Below are 18,741 nucleotides of genomic sequence, written 5' to 3'. Positions count from 1 at the left end.
CCCGAAACCTAATCACCTATCTTTTTCAAAGTAGACAATCATGCTTCTACTGAATCATATTCACTAAGGCCAGCATGGTCTTCCAATTTCTCGTCGTGGCACTTACTTTCAATTTACTTTCCAGAAAATTATTGTTCAATTTGGCTTTCCCATAACCCTGGGGAACATATAAATAAACTGATTGATCCCTCAATTGGATGAATTCCTCTGGAAAATATAAGCTCGCGAGTTTTTCTACATTTTCTTGACTTGGCTTATTGGCCAGCAAACTCACGTACAAGTGAGCCTCTTCGACACCTCCTTGCATGACAAAGGGATTATTTACGATGATTTGCTTCCAAGTACTTTCACTAAAAACTTGCACTTCTACCTCAAATCCAAATTGTTTTAAAATAGCCGACTGAATTAATTTATTCAATTCATTTTCTGAGAGATTTTCTACTTGAAAAACCAAGTTTCCACTTTGAATATAGGTCTGAACTGAGGCAAAACCCAAAGATTCAAACAAAGCCTTTAAATCAGCCATTTTAATCATCCTTTGGCCAGACACATTGATTCCTCGAAGTAAGGCAATGAAAGTAACCATTAAAATATCTATCTAAGAAAAAAAATACTAATTTGATTTTAAATTAATTAACTCTAAGGTTAACCACTATATGAAAAGTAAATTCAATTGTCCTAATTGCAGTAAGCCTCAAAATTTGAAATATCTATTTCTAGCCCATCATCCAATGAAATGGCAGTGCCCTGATTGTAAAATTGAAATTAACAATAAAAAATTATCTCCAATCGTAAGTGTATTAAGTACTTTAAGCTTTTACCTTTCGTGTTTTATTCCATTGATTTATCTCAAATGGAATTTTATTCATTCTCTTTTAACGGGTATAATTAGTAGCTTAATTACCTATTTATTTACACTTTTATTATACAATCATAGCAAAATCGTCTTAATCAAAAATTATCGTAATAGGTAAAATCCTCAACGATTTTCCCTTGCTCGATTCGGAAAATAACAACAATGGGTAATTCAAACTTCTTTTGATCAGGACCGGTTCCTGTGGATACAAACTCCACAGTGACATGATGCTCCCCTGATGGGTAAATATTAATCACCTGATCATGCACATCAGGAAAAGTTTTTGATAAAGCAGTATATTCTTCTACAAACTGAGCTCTCGACTTTTTTATAGGCTTCATGCCAAATGTTGGATCTTTAAAAATAGCAGTATCGGCATACATTGCTGCCAATGCTTTCCATTCATGTTGATTAAAAAGTTTAAAATATTGTTCAATCAATGCCTTGCTAGCTTCCTGCGATTTCTGTACTGGACCTTGACAAGCACAAAAAATTGCCAAATTAATAACAAGTATGGCTAAGTGCTTTTTCATCTGAACATTTTGATAAGTATTCTTATATCTATGGCATTTACCTCACCTGTCCATCTCCTACTAACACCCACTTTTCAGTAACCAATTTCTCAAGGGCAAAAGGTCCACGGGCATGTAATTTTTGGGTGGAAATTCCAATCTCTGCACCCAAATCAAAAACTCCTCCATCCGTAAATCGAGTAGAGGCATTCCAATACACAGCGGCAGCATCAATGGCCTGTAAAAAGTAGTTGGCTTCTTGGGCATCCTCGGAAATGATGGCTTCAGAATGTCTGGATGAATAGTTAGAAATATGTAATATGGCCTCCTCTGTACTATCTACCACTTTAATGGAACAAGCAAAATCCAAGAACTCCCTTCCAAAATCATCTTCTTGTGCTTCCATCAAATAAGGATAAGCCTGGGCCTTCAGCAATACATAAGAGCGTGGATCCGCATGGATTTTAACGTGGTACTTGATAAAATCATCTTGAATCAAACTTAAAAAGCTTGACAACTTACTAGCATGAATCACGATAGTATCCAAGGAATTACATACGGAAGGTCTACTTACCTTGGCATTCACCACCACAGGTACTGCCTTCTTTAAGTCGGCCGTCTCTGCTACGTAGGTATGGCAAACGCCCGCACCCGTTTCAATCGTCGGCACCAAGGATTCCCTTCTAACTCGCTGAATCAAGGCATCGGAACCTCGCGGTATAATCACGTCAATGTATTTGGTGGCAGTCAGTAAGGTGCTCACATAAGCCCTATCTGTAGGCAGCAAACGGACTAAATCTTTTGAAAAACCATTCTTTTCCAGGGCATGATGAATTAAGGAAACTAAAAAGGAATTGCTATTCCAGGCATCTGTTCCCCCTCTCAATACCGCAGCATTCCCAGAGCGAATACATAAGGCAGCGACATCAATAGTCACATTGGGTCTGGATTCATAAATCACCCCGACCACACCCAGAGGAACTGCTAACTTTCTTAAGTGAAGGCCATTGGCTAATTGTTTCTCTAAAATTACCTGTCCCGAAGGATCAGGTAAAAGCATGATTTCTCGCAAACTATCTGCCAAAGATTGAATCCGCTCTTCTGTGAGTAACAAACGGTCACGCATGGGATTATGGGCATCGTAATGAGCCAAATCTTGTGTGTTTGCCTGAATAACCCCCAATTTATTGGCTTCCAATAATTGTGCCAGATCGGCTAAAATGGCATTTTTTTGTTCGCTAGTTGCCATAGCCAAGGATATGGCAGCATGACGGGTTTCGGCCAAAAGCGCCAAAAGTTCACTCGAGTTTTCCATGAATTATTGTATTCTAAAAATCGTAACCAAAAGATAGATAGGTGACAGGAGCCTTAATTTCCTTATTATCTACGCCGAAAGCGTAGTCTAACTTGATAAAATAACCCAACAAATAGGCACGAGCACCTAAGCCGTAACCCATTAAAAATGGATTCCTAAAGTCGGTCACTGTGGCTAAGAATGGATTAGTATTTCCTCCATAAGTATTGGTATTAAATCCATTGGTTCTTGCAAATGGATTTGATCCTGTCCAGGCACTACCCACATCGGTAAAACCTGCAAATTGGAAGGAATTCATGAATCTGGACTTGGAAAAATCAGGCCCCATCAAAGATTTCAATGGCACACGTAATTCCACATTCAGAAGTATATGACTCTGACCGGATAATTTATTCACATTAAATCCTCTCAAAGGGCTGGCGACATCACTCATAAAAACATCCCGCTGGGCTATACCTGCCGTGCCTAGCGGATTTTCCTTATTTCTCAATTCCCTTTGAATAAATAACCAATTATCTACTCCTCCCAACATCGTATGTGGCGCCGCATCACCTAAGGCATTGGAGGCAGATAAACGGGCTGCCAACACAAAACTGTTGGTCAATTTAACGTATCGTCTCATATCCAAACGAATCCGACTAAAACTCTCCGATACAGCTACTCCTGCCTGGTACTCAGCTGAAAGATTCATTCGGAAACCTGTTCGTAAGTTTTCTTCTAAATGAACCGTATTATCAAAGCTATATTCCAATTTAGCACCCGCATAAGTGGCCAAATTTTCCGGTGTACTTAAATTATATTGATCTATGGCCCTGTTTGAACTAAAGGTTCCAGAAAAACTTAATTTGCTGGAAAAATTGAAAGGATAGACACCTTTCACCTCAATCCGATTGAACCTAACTTTCTGAGAAAAACTTTCATTTTCTTGGTCCAAAACTTTTCTATCAAAGCGCACGAACCAATCTACCTTATTGGCCAAATATCCATATTCAGCCCATAAATCTGCATTTCGTAGGTTAGATGTCACAAAAATACCCGTCCGAACTAAATGGTTTTCCAAGAGGTCATTCATTTTTACTTCAAATGAATAACCTAAGCCACGGACTGGATCTACCATAAAGCTACCTTCCGACTTATTGACAACAAAAGAATTTTGGTATTCCGTTGGACCTAGCAGTTTACCCGGATCCCTTTTTAAACGCTGATTTTGTTGACGTAATTCAATGCGCGCGCGGCGCTGATCTGCTCTACGAAGTATCGGTTTCTCAATACTATCTTTAGATGCAGTTAAGTTCGTTTCCGTATTGGTTAATTCAGCTAATTGTGGATACCATCGGTTTTGACCAGCCAATCCAATATTTTGAAGCGGATAAGTACTAATCATTTGGGTAAGCATCTCATTCTGACGAACGACTAATTGATCTTTGATCCATTCGGCGGCTCTCCATGGACCTGAACGAACAGAACTTTGATAAAAAGTAGTGTCTGCCCAACGCAAATTAATCAAATTGGTACCAGATGTCTCCTCGCTCAAAAAGCTCCAAACCGTATCAGACAATTGTCTCAAATTATGTATGTATCCACGGTGGGCAAAAATTCGACTAGGGTTGGATGGATCATCCGCCTTCCAATGATATAGTGAATATATTCCTTCTTTGGAAACAGTAGATTTCCAGGTGGAGTCCACGTATTTCTCAGTAATGTAAGCTATATCATTCCCATTATTCCACCAATGCGCCTCAATTTCATCATTAGGATCTTGCGTGACAGGCGTATATCGGTTTCTTCTTAAATCATAAATACCCACATCCACTTGTCCATTTCGCAAGGCTCTCACTAACATACGCTGACCATTTGAAGCCATTTCAAAATCCAAACAATTCAAATCCACTAGTTTCTTCTTGGATTCAACCCGCAAATTGAATTTGTTGGCCGTCAGGGCTGAATATGTTTGTAAATAGCTATTGCCCTCTGCGCTGTATAAAATATACAAAACATTGGATTTACCCCAAGACAACAACGGACCATGATCCGTGGAAATACGCTCTGAATCTTTTAGTCCCGTTTGAAAAATACTTTGAGACTTTTGATTACTTAAATTCATTAAGTTCACCTGAAACTTTCCAGCTTCCCCTTGAACATAGGCTAACCATTTACCATCAGGACTCACCTTAAAATCACCTAGGATCTGATCCTTTAAGATATCCGCAGAAGAAAGGCTTTTCATTCCACTTAAAGCCACGGTATTCACCTCTTCCTGCTTAGATTGATTCAAATAAAATTCAAACCATTCTCGTAGGAACTTGCTAAATGGTTTTTTGATGGTACTTGATATACTGGATTGCTCATTACGAATGATGCGCGTTAAGTTTAAAATATTACTTACCGGCTGCTTGCCATAGGTTCTCACTAAGTAAGCCCAGATGGAATGACCCAACCAAACCGATTCCTTCCCCTGAGCTAAATTAGGCTTACGAACCCGATTATTGACCACCACTTGGTGCATAAATTGGTTCATTTCAGGAGAATCTCCCTCAGCGATATAAGCTGCAATTCCCTCTGAAAACCACTGCGGCACTGATAGTAAAAGAGAATTTTGAAGGGCATCTTTAATACTTCCACCAAAGAGCATATCATGCACATATACCTTGGTTACTTCCCTCACTAACTCCTTTTTATATTCAGATACATTATTTTGAAAAGCTATTTCAACTTTAAATTTGGCAAAGTTTTCTGCCCTTGCCTCCTCGGCATTTTCCAAACTAATACCCGTATTGCTTTGAAGCCAATCTTGATGTGAAGGATACACAAATAGTTTGACCTTGTTAAAAGGACTATAACCTAATACCCCTGTTATACGAGGAAATTCATTTTCTAAAATTTGAATGGTATTACGAGCTAAATTCTCATTTTTGCCAAAATAATAAACTTCAAAATTCTGACTTGTAAAGTATTTCCAAATGAATTTTTGATATTGAATTCGAGTTTTATCGAATTTCTTTTGACTAGGATAAAAGTCTTGCCCACGAAGCACCAAAGAAAAAAGCAGCAAAAACGAAAGCAAAAGTCTTTTCATTCTGTTTTTAGATTAGTAGGCGATTTCAACAAAATCAAATTTAATGATTTATGTGGAAAATAAATGGTAAAATCTACGAATTGATGCCTCCGAATTAATCTCTTTTTCTCCCATCCATTCTGCTAACCATTCTTTGGCAAAATATGGACTCAAAGAAACTCCTTTTGATCCAAATCCATTGAAAATAGCCAAAGGTAAATGCGGATGAAAACCCACTAAAGGTCTTCGATCTTGCGTAGCTGGACGAACACCCGTGGACATTTCCATTTCTTCGTAATGGTAAACGCCTAAACTTTTCAACTTATTATTTAAATCCAATCGGGCTGTATCACTGGCTTCTTGGGAAAAATCATCCCAACGGTAGGTGGCGCCTACTTTAAACTCCCGATTACCCAAAGGCAAAAGAAATCCATTCTTATTGAGGATATAATCTTCTGCAGGTTCTTGAGTTCGAATTTTCAATAGTTCCCCTTTGGCAGGCAAAAAATTCAAATGTCCAAAATAAGGATTCTGTTTTTGAGCATGGAAGCCCTCACAAAATACCAAGCAAGAATATTCCTGTTCTTGAAAACGAACACTAGAAGCCCCCAATACTACATCTTTAATTGGGTCTAAAGCAAACTCCTTCAAGCATTTTTTTCCAAAAAAATAGTCTCTGGATACACGCAAAAATCCTTCAACATCCAGCCAACCAGCTTTTTCTACCCATACACCCTCCTCTGTCCATCTAAGGTATTCGTTGTGGATAGCTTCCTTTCTTTCCATTAACCATTTTTTCATTTCTTCATTGGCAAATGGCCTAAATAAAGGCATGGGATGAAAAAATGATTGAGCTAAACTTTTTTCTAAAGAAGTATAAAATGGGAACAAATAGTTAAAAAGCTCCTCCACTAACCAGGACTTTTCTAATTTTCTACCTGTAATGGGGTTAAAAATTCCTCCCGCAGCATAAGAAGAAGTAAAATAGATTTTAGGCGCATCCAATAGGGTAAAAGGAATACCTAATTGATCTAGGGTATGTGCGAGAACGGTGCCCGCCAAGCCCTGTCCTACAATAAGAATAGGTAAAGATTCATTATTTTTTGGCATGTTGAACTCGTCGAACTTGTTCTAACACAAAGGCTACTTGTTCATCCATGGATTTATATGAAGTATCCAAATCGATGGCATCATCGGCTCTTCTCAATGGACCCTCACTCCGATTGGAGTCAATTTCATCTCGAATTCTTAAATTTTCAACTATTTGTTCCATTGGTAAATCCTCCCCTTTTTGCATCAATTCCAATTTTCTCCTTTGAGCTCTGATTTTTGGATCTGCTGTCATGAAAATCTTAACTTCTGCTTCTGGAAAAACAACAGTCCCTACATCACGACCATCCATTACGACACCTTTCTTTTTTCCCATTTTTTGTTGCTGTGCCACCATGGCATGTCTCACAGTAGGAATGGCACTCACCTGACTAACAATATCCGAAATGTACATTTTTCTGATTTCCTTTTCCACGTTTTCACCGTTCAAATAGGTATCAGAGGCTTGTCTATCTGGATTAAATTCAAAATTAATATGTATTTCTTCTAATGCTTTTTCTACTGCTGATAAATCCTCGCAATCCACTTGATTGCGGTGAAAATAAAGAGCCACTGCACGGTACATGGCACCTGTGTCTACAAAGGCATAATGCAACTGAGCAGCCACACGCTTGGCCGTTGTACTTTTACCACAGGAAGAAAAGCCATCTAGGGCCACAATAATCTTAGACATGAAGGGTATTTATAAAAGAAACAATTGTGCTATGCACTTCATCTGGCGCTTCATAGGCTGATTGATGTCCTGAATTAGGAATACGCACCAGTCGATGTAAGTTTGAAGTTGCGCAAGCCCGTTTGACATCCTCCAAAGATACGATGGAATCTTGATCTCCATGTATGAACAAGAAAGGAATCTGTGTAGATGCCAACAAATCGAATCCAGCCGCGCGATCTCTCATGGCAGCAGAAGCAGCCATTAAACCTTCCGCAGGAATACTTTGATAACGTTGGATTAAATTTTGAATGAGAGATGCCTGATTGGCGGCAAAATCCTTTGTAAACAATTGAGGGACAAATGGCCCAATAAAGGCTTTTGTCCCCCAATTATTCAAAAAATCGATGGTTTTATTTCGATTCAGTTTTTTCTCATCTGAATCTGCCATGGCCGTAGAATTCAGCATCACTACTGCTTTAACCTGTTGAGGATAAAGCTTAGCAAATGCTAATGCCACATAGCCACCCATGGAATGCCCAATTAGAAACCAAGGCTGGTCTTGAGGCAAACTAGATACAATTTTATTGGCATAGTCCGACATACTCGAACAATCTGTCCAATCAGCATAGTTAGGTGAAAGGACAGGATAAGGCCAAGTATAAGGGGGAATAAAATCATCCCAAACACGGTGATCTTCACCAAAACCGTGTAAACAGACGATGACTCCCTTCATAAACTAAAATGTATGCAATAAGCCTAGTAAAACAAATATCAAACCTATAAAGGCAGATACGGCACCTATGGCTCCTAAGCCAAAGATGGAAAGGATAATACCTATAATTAATAGGATCACCCCAATCTTCACTTTAGAATCCCAAGAAGACGCCCCAGCTGCTTGCTTTTGTTTTTTAGCTTGAGCTTTATATTCTTTGATTTGGGATTTTAAACGGGCTTTGAATTCTTTCTTATGCTGAATCAATTCCTTTTTTTCCATGTGTTTCATGGATTTTACTTCTTGATTTAAAGAAGTTAACTCAGAAATCAACTTAGCCTCCTCTGGAGTATTAGCTTGTACAGGAGCAATTTCCTCTGTAATCTCATTGGATTGACTTACCAAAAGAGTAGGCTCTTCTACTTTTACAGGATTTGTTATGACCTTGCTATCAGCATGGTGAGTTTGCTGGTAAACAGCAAAATAAGCTCCTTTGTAAGAACAAGAAGCAATGAATAAACTTAATGCGAGAACGAATAGATTTTTTTTCATGTTAAGCTACAACTTTCATTTGATGGAACACAGTTTTTTCGAATTTCAATTTAGCATAAGCTAAGTCCACTTCAAAATTTGAAATGTCTGTTTGAGATGGTATTTCAAACATGGCATCTGTCATAATAGCTTCCATGATGGATCTCAAACCACGCGCACCTAATTTATATTGCATGGCTTGTTCAACCATGTATTGCAATGCTTCCTGACTAAAAGTCAATTTCACTCCTTCCATCTCAAATAGTTTTTCATATTGTTTCACCAAGGCATTTTTAGGCTTGGTTAAGATGGATAATAAGGCATCCTGATCCAATGGATTTAGGTAAGTGATTACCGGCAAACGACCAAGAAGTTCAGGTATTAAACCAAATGATTTTAAATCTTGTGCCGTCACGTATTTCATGATTTGATCCTTTTCAAAGGAATCATAAAAAGTATCATCTCCTGAAAATCCGATCGGACGAGCATTTAAACGCTTAGAAATATGTCGACCAATGCCATCAAATGCTCCCCCACAAATGAATAAGATATTTTCTGTATTTACCGCAATCATTTTTTGATCGGGGTGTTTACGTCCACCTTGTGGAGGTACGTTCACAATTGATCCTTCCAATAATTTCAATAAGGCTTGTTGAACTCCTTCACCCGATACATCCCTGGTAATGGAAGGATTATCAGATTTACGGGCTATTTTGTCTATTTCATCGATGAATACAATACCGCATTCCGCTTTGGCTACATCATAATTGGCAGCTTGTAACAAACGGGTTAAAATGGTTTCCACATCCTCTCCCACGTATCCAGCCTCCGTGATCACAGTAGCATCCGCGATGCAAAAAGGTACTTGTAACTTTTGTGCCAAGGTCCGTGCCAAATAGGTTTTCCCGGTTCCCGTCTCCCCTACCATTAAGATATTGGATTTTTCAATCTTAACATCCTGTTCGTGGGCAGGTTGCATTAAGCGCTTATAATGATTGTAAACGGCCACAGAAAGATGTTTTTTAGCTTCTTCTTGACCAATTACGTATAAATCTAGGTGAGATTTTAAATCCTTGGGTTTAACTAACTCAAATTGATACTGGGTATTATTCTTTTTGTTGACTACAGGAGCTCCTAACTCTTCCTTAATCACCTCATAACCTTGTTGCAGGCATTGATCACAAATTTGACCATCAATGCCTGACAACAAAATTCCTACTTCCGATTTATTTCGACCGCAAAAAGAGCAATTATTTTTTTTGGGATTAGCCATCCTACACGTTACGAGTTAAAATTTCATCAATTAAACCATATTCCTTCGCCTCAGCTGCCTTCATCCAATAATCACGATCTGAATCACGCTCGATATCCTCAAAACTCTTTCCTGAATGTTTGGCAAGGATCTCATACAATTCCTGACGAATTTTAACGATTTCACGGGCTGTGATTTCAATATCACGACTTTGTCCTTGTGCACCACCAGATGGTTGGTGAATCATGATTCGGGCGTGCTCTAAAGCAGAACGCTTTCCTGCGGCACCGCCAGCCAACAATACCGCTCCCATAGAAGCAGCTAATGAAGTACATACGGTAGCAACTTCCGGACGAATGTAGTTCATGGTGTCATAGATACCTAATCCAGCATAAACAGATCCTCCTGGACTGTTTATGTACATCACAATGTCTTTTTTGGCATCAGTCGATTCCATAAACAATAACTGGGCCACGATGATGTTCGCCATGTAATCATCTACTGGAACACCCATAAAAATAATTCGATCCATGATCAAACGTGAGAATACATCTATCTGGGCAAAACGCATAGGGCGCTCCTCAATGATATATTGGGTCATATCGTCAATGCGATGATTCACTTGACCACCCATTTGATTCATGTATTGATCTACAGCTAAACCATTCAAACCTCTGTGGTGTACGGCATATTTACGAAACTCGTCTCCTGATAATTCCTTGGGATACATAATTTTTAGTTTTAGATTCAAATTTAAAATAAATGTCGGATTAATTGCGAGCAATTAGCTGGTAAACCAAATTTCAAATGGCTTAGTTCACACAAAACCCCGTAAAAACGGGGTCTTGAAAATTCCAACAAATAAGACTTATTATAAAGCCGCTGCTATTTCTTTGAATTTGTCCACATCAATTTTAGATACCTTGTGTGGAATTTTTTCAACAATGACATTGGAAACTTTATCAGCGAAAGCCTGATTGTATAAATTCATAAAATTATCTGACTTCGACTTGTCGCTTAAATAACCCATAGCTATTTTCTCGATCATTTCTTCGATGCCTGGTTGATCGGCTGACAAGTAACCACCAAACTGCTGGCGCACCATGTCTTTTGCTTTTTCAACTACCTCAGCGTATTCTACTTTCACCTCAAATTTAGCCGCGATTTCATTTTTGATCAAATTCCAACGAATATCCTTTTTCACATTGTCGAAATCTTGGTCTATTTGCTCCGCTGTAAATTTACCTTCGTTGATACGAATCAACCAGTTACGTAAGAATGCCTCTGGCAAATCAATTTTCACTTGATCCAACAAAGCTTTCTCTGCATCGATGCGCAACAAATAGTTCGCTTCACGCTTGTAGTTATCTTGAACAATCTCAGTAACCTGCTCACGGAAACTAGCTTCATCTGTTGCTTTACCAGCTCCTAGTACTTTATCAAAAAATGCTTGGTCTAGGCTAGCTGGAACCGAGCGAGTAATGTCTTCTACTACATAAGAAACTTCTCCTGTCAAATCAGCCACCTCATCTTCTTTCTTTCCTGTAGCAAGTGCCAATGATTTGGCATCAACAAATACTTTATCAATGGCAAACTTTAAGGTATCACCCACCTTAGCACCTAAGAAAATCTTCTTGGATTTGTCATTGATTGAATGCAAAGGAATAGCTGATTTCTCTATCCATTCCCCTTGTGTGAATGTTCCAAAAACTAAATCACGATCTTCCACCGTTTCTGGATGAATTTGCTCGCCAAATTGCTTCTTCAAATTCTCAATGGTTTCCTCGATTTCCTTTTTATCAGCCTTGATTTCGTATGAATTCACCGACTTGATTTTTTCTAAATCCACGCTAAACTCACCATGAAATCCTAAATCATAATGAAAAGTAAATTCAGTATCTTTTTCCCAATCGATAGCGTCAGCCTCATCCACTGCTGGCATAGGCTCACCTACTAGGTTCAATTTGTTTTCTTTGATGTAATCACTTACTGCATGGCCCAATAAATGATTGATTTCTTCCACTAAAATGGATTGTCCTGCCAATTTTTTAATCAAGGGCATCGGAACCATACCTGGACGAAAACCTTTGATGCTCGCCTTTTTACGATAATCTTTTAATTTAGTTTCTACCTTTTCTTGGTAATCAGCAGCTGAAACCACAACAGTCAAACGACCTTCTAAATCATTTGAATGGTTGAGCGAAATATTCATATGGAAGTATTTAAATTTTTTAATTAAAAAAAGCCCCCAATACCTGTAGGTCTTGAGGGCTTGCCGATGGTACGGGCGGAGGGACTCGAACCCCCATGCCTCGCGGCGCCAGATCCTAAGTCTGGTATGTCTACCAATTCCACCACGCCCGCTTGCATTTGGAGGTGCAAAGGTAACTAGCAAAATTAAGTATTCCAACAGACATTGGAAATTTATATTTAGTTGGGATTTCGTCTTTTTACCAAACAAAAGAATTCACAAAAATTAACAGCTTTTCAAATCAATCTTGCTCTTTGTTAGTTTTTCTAATGTATTTTTAGACAATCATTTCCAACATGAAACCAGAAAACCAGCATCACCACACTTCTTGGAAATCTTGGTACCTGTCTTTAGGTATTTTTGTGGTATTGATTATTCTGTTTTTTGAGTTATTTACCGCCATATTCCGATAACCATGCATCTATTAGATTGGCTAGTCTTAGTGTTAACTATCGGAGGAATTGTACTGTATGGCAGTTGGAAAGGCCGTGAAGCAAAGCACTCGTTGAAAGGTTTCCTTTTAGCAGACAGGGAACTTCCTTGGTACCACATCCTTTTATCAGTAATGGCCACTCAGGCATCCGCCATTACCTTTTTATCCGTACCCGGTCAAGCCTACACTGATGGCATGCGTTTTGTGCAGTTTTATCTTGGCTTACCCATTGCCATGATTGTGCTATCGGTCACATTTATTCCTCAATATTACCATTTAAAAATATATACGGCTTATCAATTTTTGGAGGAACGTTTTGACTCCAAAACTCGTATTTTAACTAGTTTTCTTTTTCTTATTCCTAGAGCACTATCCACCGGCGTAACGATAGCTGCCCCTTCAATCATTTTATCTACCTTATTGGGTTGGGATTTAACTTGGACCAATGGCATTACGGCGGCGGTGGTAACTTTTTATTGTATTCTGGGTGGCTCCAAGACCATTTCTTATACCCAGTTATTGCAAATGGGTGTCGTGCTTGCCGGTATGGTAATTGCTGGCATTTATATTATTCTATCCCTGCCTGAAGAAATTGGCATGAAGGAATCACTACAATTGGCTGGAAAAATGGGAAAAATAAATCTGATAGATTGGAAATTTGATATCAATAATCGATATACCATTTGGTCTGGAATCATTGGTGGATTCTTTTTGCAACTCTCTTATTTTGGAACAGATCAAAGCCAGGTGGGCAGATATTTAACAGGCCATACTGCGAATGAAAGTAAGAAAGGTTTGCTATTAAATGGATTCCTAAAAATACCCATGCAATTTTTCATTTTGCTTGTCGGCATACTAGTTTTTGTCTTCTACCAATTCAACCAAGCACCTATATTTTTCAATAAAAGCACTGAACTACATTGGGAGACCGCCAAAGGACATGAGGCTATTGATCAAAAAAATAAAGCAATCTTTTTACAGAAAAAAGAGAAAGAAAAGGAACTAATCGCTGCCATCAACCAGAAGCAGGCCGACCAAATTCCCATCCTGAAATCGCAAATTTTAGATTTACATGCGCAGCAAGCAAAGATTAAAGAAAAGGCTGTCGATTTATTGAAATCACAAGATGTAAAAGCAGACAGCCAGGATACGAATTATATATTCTTGCGATTCATCGTAGATCACTTACCGATTGGACTGGTTGGTTTTCTCATTGCCATGATCTTATTAGCTTCTATGGGTTCCATGGCATCCGCCTTTGGTTCACTAACTTCTACTGTGATGGTCGATATTTACCAGAGATTCATACATCCACATGGTACCAATGAGCACTATTGGTGGTCTTCCAAAATGGTGACTTTGGCTTGGGGTATTTTCTGTCTGATTGTGGCCCAATTTTCAGTCAATATGGGCAGTCTGATTGAAGTAGTAAACATCTTAGGTTCATGGTTTTATGGAACCATACTGGGTGTCTTTCTATGTGCCTTTTATTTACCTAAAACGCAAGGAGGAGATGTGTTTTGGGCCGCCATTATCGCAGAAGCATTTGTTATTTATGCTTGGAAAATAGACTTAATGGCCTTTTTATGGTTGAATGTACTGGGCTGCGTGATGGTTGTTATTTTAGCCTTTACTTTCCAATGGATTGGACAAATCACTCAGGCAAAACCTTAATATCAAATTTAACTGGAATGACTGGCTTTTCATCGTAGGATTTAGCCTTAAATATGGCATCGACAACCTCCATGCCTTTGGTAACCTTACCAAATACCACATATTTTTTGTAAAATCTAGCGGCTTGTTCGGTGTCGGTGACAATAAAAAATTCACTGGGTGAAGATGCTTGCTCAGGATTACCCTCATCGTATCGGGCCATGGCCAAACTACCTCGCACAGGTTTTAAATCGTCGATATATTCTGCTGGAATCAAATAATTTAAGCGATCCATGTATTCGCCTCCTCCTTGTATACCCGTTACATAGATGATTCGGTAAAAATAACGGTCTTCATAATAGCCCAATTTCACCAATCGAATAAAATTCATGCGATGCAGGGGAGTGCGGGCATCCAATTCCATTTCAAAATCCCCTAATCGGGTACTCACAAGGACCTTTTTTTCAGTCCATTGGTGGACATCTTTTTCTAGGGATTCCTTGACATGAACCGGGTCCAGGTTCCAGTTCGACTGGCAAGCACTCAATGATAAAATAAAAAGAAGTAGGAGTATGCGCATAAAAAAAGGGGGCTAAATAGCCCCCTAAATTAATTAAAATATGGATTATGCTGAGTGATTTACTTTCTTTCCAAAGAAGTATAATCCTACAAAAGCAACAATCAAAATAGCTGGGAAAAGCATCATGTTAGAAAGAGTAGCCTGACCTGCAGCTAAATCAGCCGCATCACCAGCTAATCCAGTAGCCTCAGCAGCTACTTTGTTTTCTTGAATCCACGCACCAATGATTGGCTGGAACATAGAAGATGAAAACATTCCTATTCCTCCTAGAATGGATAATCCAAGAGCTCCTGTTTGAGGCATAGTCTCACTCACATAGCCAAGCATGTTTGGCCAGAAGTAACAAATACCCAAAGCAAAGAATACTGCTGCTACGTAAAGCATAGAACCATCCATGGTAGACATCATGTATAGACCAATAACTCCAAAAATAGCTGAACCTAAAAGTACTCCAACGGTATTTAATCTATGAATGATAGGACCTGCGAAATAACGACCCACAGCCATTAATCCAGTTACTAAAGCTAATATCAACATAGGACTAGCTCCTGCTTTTGCCAAGATTGGACCCACCCATTGCTGAGGACCAAATTCTGAAATAGCCGTTAATGCCATACAGGCTGCCATGAAAATGTACAAAGGATTTAACATGGCCTTGAAACTGTCTAAAGCATTTTCTGCTCCTGCACGAGGTTTTGGGAAAGCTTGTCCATAGAACAATACAGCATAAATAGCTGTAGGAATTAAGATTACCCAAATTTGTGCTTGCCATGGCATAGCTGCATCAGTCATAAATTTAGAAATCAAAGAACCAATCACAATTCCACCTGGGAACCACATGTGGAAACGGTTCAACTTACTATTGAAATCCAAACCTGAATAAGAATCTGCAATCATTGGATTACAAGCAGCTTCAGTACATCCATTACCTAAACCTATCAATAATGTTGAAATCAATAAGGTGTCATAACCTGTTGCATAAATGGTCATCAAAATACCAATGGTATGTGCAACCAAAGCAATTTGCATGATTAATTTGGGTCCTATGGCTGAATAGAAAACCCCTCCAAGAATCATGGAAATAGGGAAACCTAAGAACCACATTTGGTTGATATGTCCTAATTGAACAGTATCCAAGCTTAATTCTGCGCCTAACTGCGTCAGGATACCCGCTCTTATACTAAAAGAGAAGGCAGTGGTGATGAGGGCAAAACAGCTAGCATAAAATAGTCGATTTGCATTAATGGTTTGACTCATAGTTGTTTAGATTTAGTTAAAGGGTGAAACAACGTTTTTTCTTGAAAAAATAAAAGTTATCATTAGAAAAATCATGTCAAAAAAACAAAAAGATTTTGAAAGTTTCCTATTAAATTTAAAATATTTTTAATATTTCGTTAATTCTACCGCGTATTTGGCTCAAATTAGTATATTTAAAGTCAATTTTTTACAAAAATCTAAATCAATACAGATATGATTCAGGGAGGTTCTTCCACACAGGCAAAAAGCCGTCAAGGTAGAAAAGTTCGCATGGGAATGATTGGGGGTAGTTTAGATGCATTTATTGGTGCTGTTCACCGCCGTGGTTCTCAACTAGATGGAGAAATAGAATTAGTGTGTGGCGCATTTAGCTCAAGCGCCGAGAAGTCACGGGAAACAGGGGCTGCTTTGTATCTAGATCCTAGTAGGGTATACGGATCATATAAAGAAATGATTCTAAAAGAGAAGGAATTACCTGAGGGCGAACGAATGGATTTTGTTTCCATAGTAACACCTAATCACCTACATTTTCCAGCCGCAAAATTCGCATTAGAGAACGGCTTTCATGTAGTTTGTGATAAACCAGCTACCCTAAATTTAGCTGAGGCAAAAGAATTAAAAAAGATTATTGATTCCACAGGATTAATCTTTGCGCTGACACATAATTATACGGGTTATCCCATGATTAAGGAAGCCAAACATTTGGTAGATTCTGGAGAATTAGGAGAAATAAGAAAGATCATCGTAGAGTACCCACAAGGATGGCTGATTGACTTGGTAGAGGCTACAGGTCAAAAACAAGCCGCCTGGAGAACAGATCCAGCTCGTTGTGGTGCGGCAGGGGCAATTGGTGACATTGGTACACATGCTGAAAATTTGGCAGAATATATTACGGGATTGGAAATTGATGAATTGTGTGCGGATTTGACCATTTTTGTGGAGGGACGTCAATTGGATGATGATGGAAATATTTTGATACATTACAGCAATGGGGCACGTGGAGTATTGCATTGCAGCCAGATTTGCAATGGAGAAGAAAACGATTTAAATATCCGTGTTTATGGTTCTAAAGCAGGTATAGTATGGCACCAAATGGACCCAAATACCCTAATCATTAAATCGAGAGATGGGGGTAGTAGAACTATTCGTACGAATGTAGGCAGCCTATCTGCGCAAGCGCAAGCCCATACTCGTCAGCCAGCGGGTCACCCTGAAGGTTATGTAGAAACATTTGCAAATATTTATCGAAATTTTGCCTTTGCCTTGAGAGCTCGTTGGGAAGGGAAAACCCCTGATCCATTATATGATTTCCCTGGAATTGATGAAGGAATTAAGGGAATGGCATTTATTGAAAATGTGGTAAAATCATCCCGAGATAATAAAAATAAGTGGACCAAATTTGAAATTTAATTTACAAAATCATGACAAAAATTAAAGTTGGAATCGTGGGAACAGGTTTTATTGGACCTGCGCACATTGAAGCATTGAGACGATTGCCAAATGTAGAAGTGGCTGCATTATGTGAGGTTAGCATTGAATTGGCAGAGGCCAAGGCAAAACAATTGGGAATCGCTCGTTGGTATACTTTCGATGAGCTAATGAAACAGGATGATATCGAATGCGTACACATTTGTACGCCCAACTTCCTTCACTATTCCCAATCAAAAGCCGCTTTATTAGCTGGCAAGCACGTGGTTTGTGAGAAACCATTGGCCAAAGACCTTGCTGAGGCAGAAGAATTAGTGGAATTGGCTGCTAAATCAGGTAAAGTAAACGCGGTACACTTTAACCTTCGCTACTACCCATTGGTTCGCCAAATGAAAACCATGCGGGAGAAAGGTGACTTGGGAGATGTTTATTCCATCATCGGATCATATTTGCAAGATTGGTTATTTTATGAAACAGACTATAACTGGCGTTTAGAACCAGATAAATCAGGAGATTCCAGAGCTATTGCTGATATTGGATCCCATTTAATGGACATCATTGAATATGTGACAGGTCTAAAAACGGTGGAAGTAATGGCGGATTTCAATACGGTACACCCTACACGTAAGAAGCCTTTGAAAGCTATTGAAACTTATTCGGGTAAAATGCTTCAGCCAGAAGATTATGCGGATGTGAATATTACTACGGAGGATCATGCTAACGTTTTATTACGTTTCGACAATGGTAACCGTGGATCCATCACCGTTTCTCAAGTTTCGGCAGGACGTAAAAACCAATTGAAATTAGAAATTTCTGGATCCAAGAAAACTTTTGCCTGGAACTCAGAGGCACCAAATGAACTTTGGTTAGGAAACAGAGATCAGGCAAACCAAGTATTGATGCGTGACCCATCATTAGCTTATCCTGAGGCATCAGCTATCATGACATTCCCAGGAGGCCATAATGAAGGATTCCCAGATACATCTAAACAATTGTTCAAAGAGGTATATGCTGCCATCGAGCAAGGGAAACAGCCAGAAAAGCCAAGCTATCCCACTTTTGCGGATGGATACCGTGAATTATTAATTTGTGAAAAAATTCTAGAAAGTACCCGCAAACAAGCGTGGGTTAAAATTTAATA

General features: G+C 38.9%; 16 protein-coding genes and 1 tRNA gene. 3 read left to right on the top strand and 14 right to left on the bottom strand.

All coding sequences use genetic code 11. The features are described from left to right. Positions 1-46: 46 nt before the first annotated feature. The 12 genes from ESB04_RS06845 to ESB04_RS06790 all read right to left on the bottom strand — a co-directional run bounded on the left by ESB04_RS06845 (position 47) and on the right by ESB04_RS06790 (position 12,362). Positions 47-586, bottom strand: coding sequence for a DUF1697 domain-containing protein (locus ESB04_RS06845; protein WP_129026980.1), 540 nt, complete (start codon positions 584-586; stop codon positions 47-49). A gap of 365 nt (positions 587-951) precedes the next feature. Then, positions 952-1,389, bottom strand: a complete 438-nt coding sequence (locus ESB04_RS06840) for a nuclear transport factor 2 family protein (protein WP_129026979.1) — start codon at positions 1,387-1,389, stop codon at positions 952-954. A gap of 37 nt (positions 1,390-1,426) precedes the next feature. Beyond that, complete coding sequence (locus ESB04_RS06835) at positions 1,427-2,683, bottom strand: glutamate-5-semialdehyde dehydrogenase (RefSeq protein WP_129026978.1); 1,257 nt, start codon at positions 2,681-2,683, stop codon at positions 1,427-1,429. Between the two features lie 13 nt (positions 2,684-2,696). After that, positions 2,697-5,759, bottom strand: a complete 3,063-nt coding sequence (locus tag ESB04_RS06830; RefSeq protein ID WP_129026977.1) for a BamA/TamA family outer membrane protein — start codon at positions 5,757-5,759, stop codon at positions 2,697-2,699. Positions 5,760-5,807: 48 nt separating this feature from the next. After that, entirely contained in the window at positions 5,808-6,848 is a 1,041-nt protein-coding gene (locus ESB04_RS06825) for an NAD(P)/FAD-dependent oxidoreductase (protein ID WP_129026976.1), read from the bottom strand. Further along, complete coding sequence (gene cmk, locus ESB04_RS06820; RefSeq protein WP_129026975.1) at positions 6,835-7,521, bottom strand: (d)CMP kinase; 687 nt, start codon at positions 7,519-7,521, stop codon at positions 6,835-6,837. The genes ESB04_RS06825 and cmk overlap by 14 nt, the downstream gene beginning before the upstream one ends. Further along, positions 7,514-8,236 carry an alpha/beta fold hydrolase gene (locus tag ESB04_RS06815; protein WP_129026974.1) on the bottom strand — a complete coding sequence of 241 codons (723 nt, stop codon included), beginning with the start codon at positions 8,234-8,236 and terminating at the stop codon, positions 7,514-7,516. The genes cmk and ESB04_RS06815 overlap by 8 nt, the downstream gene beginning before the upstream one ends. A 3-nt stretch (positions 8,237-8,239) precedes the next feature. After that, positions 8,240-8,767, bottom strand: coding sequence for a putative periplasmic lipoprotein (locus ESB04_RS06810; RefSeq protein ID WP_129026973.1), 528 nt, complete (start codon positions 8,765-8,767; stop codon positions 8,240-8,242). Between the two features lies 1 nt (position 8,768). After that, on the bottom strand, positions 8,769-10,019 hold the full coding sequence (gene clpX / locus ESB04_RS06805; protein WP_129026972.1) for an ATP-dependent Clp protease ATP-binding subunit ClpX: 1,251 nt from the start codon (positions 10,017-10,019) through the stop codon (positions 8,769-8,771). 1 nt (position 10,020) lies between these two features. Further along, positions 10,021-10,728, bottom strand: coding sequence for a ClpP family protease (locus ESB04_RS06800; protein WP_129026971.1), 708 nt, complete (start codon positions 10,726-10,728; stop codon positions 10,021-10,023). Between the two features lie 141 nt (positions 10,729-10,869). Next, a complete protein-coding gene (locus ESB04_RS06795; RefSeq protein WP_129026970.1) occupies positions 10,870-12,210 on the bottom strand; it encodes a trigger factor in 1,341 nt (446 codons plus the stop codon). Positions 12,211-12,277: 67 nt separating this feature from the next. Then, positions 12,278-12,362: transfer RNA gene (locus ESB04_RS06790), tRNA-Leu, on the bottom strand. Between the two features lie 302 nt (positions 12,363-12,664). Here ESB04_RS06790 and ESB04_RS06785 point away from each other — a divergent pair. Then, positions 12,665-14,356, top strand: coding sequence for a sodium:solute symporter (locus ESB04_RS06785; protein WP_129026969.1), 1,692 nt, complete (start codon positions 12,665-12,667; stop codon positions 14,354-14,356). Here the strand turns inward: ESB04_RS06785 and ESB04_RS06780 are convergent. Then, positions 14,337-14,915 (bottom strand): peptidylprolyl isomerase, encoded by a 579-nt coding sequence (locus tag ESB04_RS06780; RefSeq protein WP_129026968.1) that lies wholly within the window; start codon positions 14,913-14,915, stop codon positions 14,337-14,339. The two genes, ESB04_RS06785 and ESB04_RS06780, sit on opposite strands and share 20 nt — an antisense overlap. Positions 14,916-14,960: 45 nt before the next feature. After that, on the bottom strand, positions 14,961-16,172 hold the full coding sequence (locus ESB04_RS06775) for an MFS transporter (RefSeq protein ID WP_129026967.1): 1,212 nt from the start codon (positions 16,170-16,172) through the stop codon (positions 14,961-14,963). Positions 16,173-16,442: 270 nt separating this feature from the next. Between ESB04_RS06775 and ESB04_RS06770 the strand changes: the two genes are divergently transcribed. After that, positions 16,443-17,582, top strand: a complete 1,140-nt coding sequence (locus ESB04_RS06770) for a Gfo/Idh/MocA family protein (RefSeq protein ID WP_129027046.1) — start codon at positions 16,443-16,445, stop codon at positions 17,580-17,582. Between the two features lie 11 nt (positions 17,583-17,593). After that, entirely contained in the window at positions 17,594-18,739 is a 1,146-nt protein-coding gene (locus ESB04_RS06765; protein WP_129026966.1) for a Gfo/Idh/MocA family protein, read from the top strand. The last annotated feature ends 2 nt before the right edge of the window (positions 18,740-18,741 follow it).

This window comes from Aquirufa rosea, from assembly GCF_004118285.1.
Taxonomy (GTDB): Bacteria; Bacteroidota; Bacteroidia; order Cytophagales; family Spirosomataceae; genus Aquirufa; species Aquirufa rosea.
Note: the sequence above shows the minus strand (reverse complement) of the source record. Positions and strands in the feature narration are given on the sequence as shown.

Excerpts from the sequence above, each read along its gene's own strand:
- ESB04_RS06785 (WP_129026969.1), top strand. The coding sequence starts at position 12,665 with ATGCATCTATTAGATTGGCTAGTCTTAGTGTTAACTATCGGAGGAATT.
- ESB04_RS06800 (WP_129026971.1), bottom strand. The coding sequence starts at position 10,728 with ATGTATCCCAAGGAATTATCAGGAGACGAGTTTCGTAAATATGCCGTA.
- ESB04_RS06835 (WP_129026978.1), bottom strand. The coding sequence starts at position 2,683 with ATGGAAAACTCGAGTGAACTTTTGGCGCTTTTGGCCGAAACCCGTCAT.
- ESB04_RS06810 (WP_129026973.1), bottom strand. The coding sequence starts at position 8,767 with ATGAAAAAAAATCTATTCGTTCTCGCATTAAGTTTATTCATTGCTTCT.
- ESB04_RS06780 (WP_129026968.1), bottom strand. The coding sequence starts at position 14,915 with ATGCGCATACTCCTACTTCTTTTTATTTTATCATTGAGTGCTTGCCAG.
- ESB04_RS06830 (WP_129026977.1), bottom strand. The coding sequence starts at position 5,759 with ATGAAAAGACTTTTGCTTTCGTTTTTGCTGCTTTTTTCTTTGGTGCTT.
- ESB04_RS06795 (WP_129026970.1), bottom strand. The coding sequence starts at position 12,210 with ATGAATATTTCGCTCAACCATTCAAATGATTTAGAAGGTCGTTTGACT.
- clpX (WP_129026972.1), bottom strand. The coding sequence starts at position 10,019 with ATGGCTAATCCCAAAAAAAATAATTGCTCTTTTTGCGGTCGAAATAAA.
- cmk (WP_129026975.1), bottom strand. The coding sequence starts at position 7,521 with ATGTCTAAGATTATTGTGGCCCTAGATGGCTTTTCTTCCTGTGGTAAA.
- ESB04_RS06775 (WP_129026967.1), bottom strand. The coding sequence starts at position 16,172 with ATGAGTCAAACCATTAATGCAAATCGACTATTTTATGCTAGCTGTTTT.
- ESB04_RS06815 (WP_129026974.1), bottom strand. The coding sequence starts at position 8,236 with ATGAAGGGAGTCATCGTCTGTTTACACGGTTTTGGTGAAGATCACCGT.
- ESB04_RS06845 (WP_129026980.1), bottom strand. The coding sequence starts at position 586 with ATGGTTACTTTCATTGCCTTACTTCGAGGAATCAATGTGTCTGGCCAA.
- ESB04_RS06825 (WP_129026976.1), bottom strand. The coding sequence starts at position 6,848 with ATGCCAAAAAATAATGAATCTTTACCTATTCTTATTGTAGGACAGGGC.
- ESB04_RS06765 (WP_129026966.1), top strand. The coding sequence starts at position 17,594 with ATGACAAAAATTAAAGTTGGAATCGTGGGAACAGGTTTTATTGGACCT.
- ESB04_RS06840 (WP_129026979.1), bottom strand. The coding sequence starts at position 1,389 with ATGAAAAAGCACTTAGCCATACTTGTTATTAATTTGGCAATTTTTTGT.
- ESB04_RS06770 (WP_129027046.1), top strand. The coding sequence starts at position 16,443 with ATGGGAATGATTGGGGGTAGTTTAGATGCATTTATTGGTGCTGTTCAC.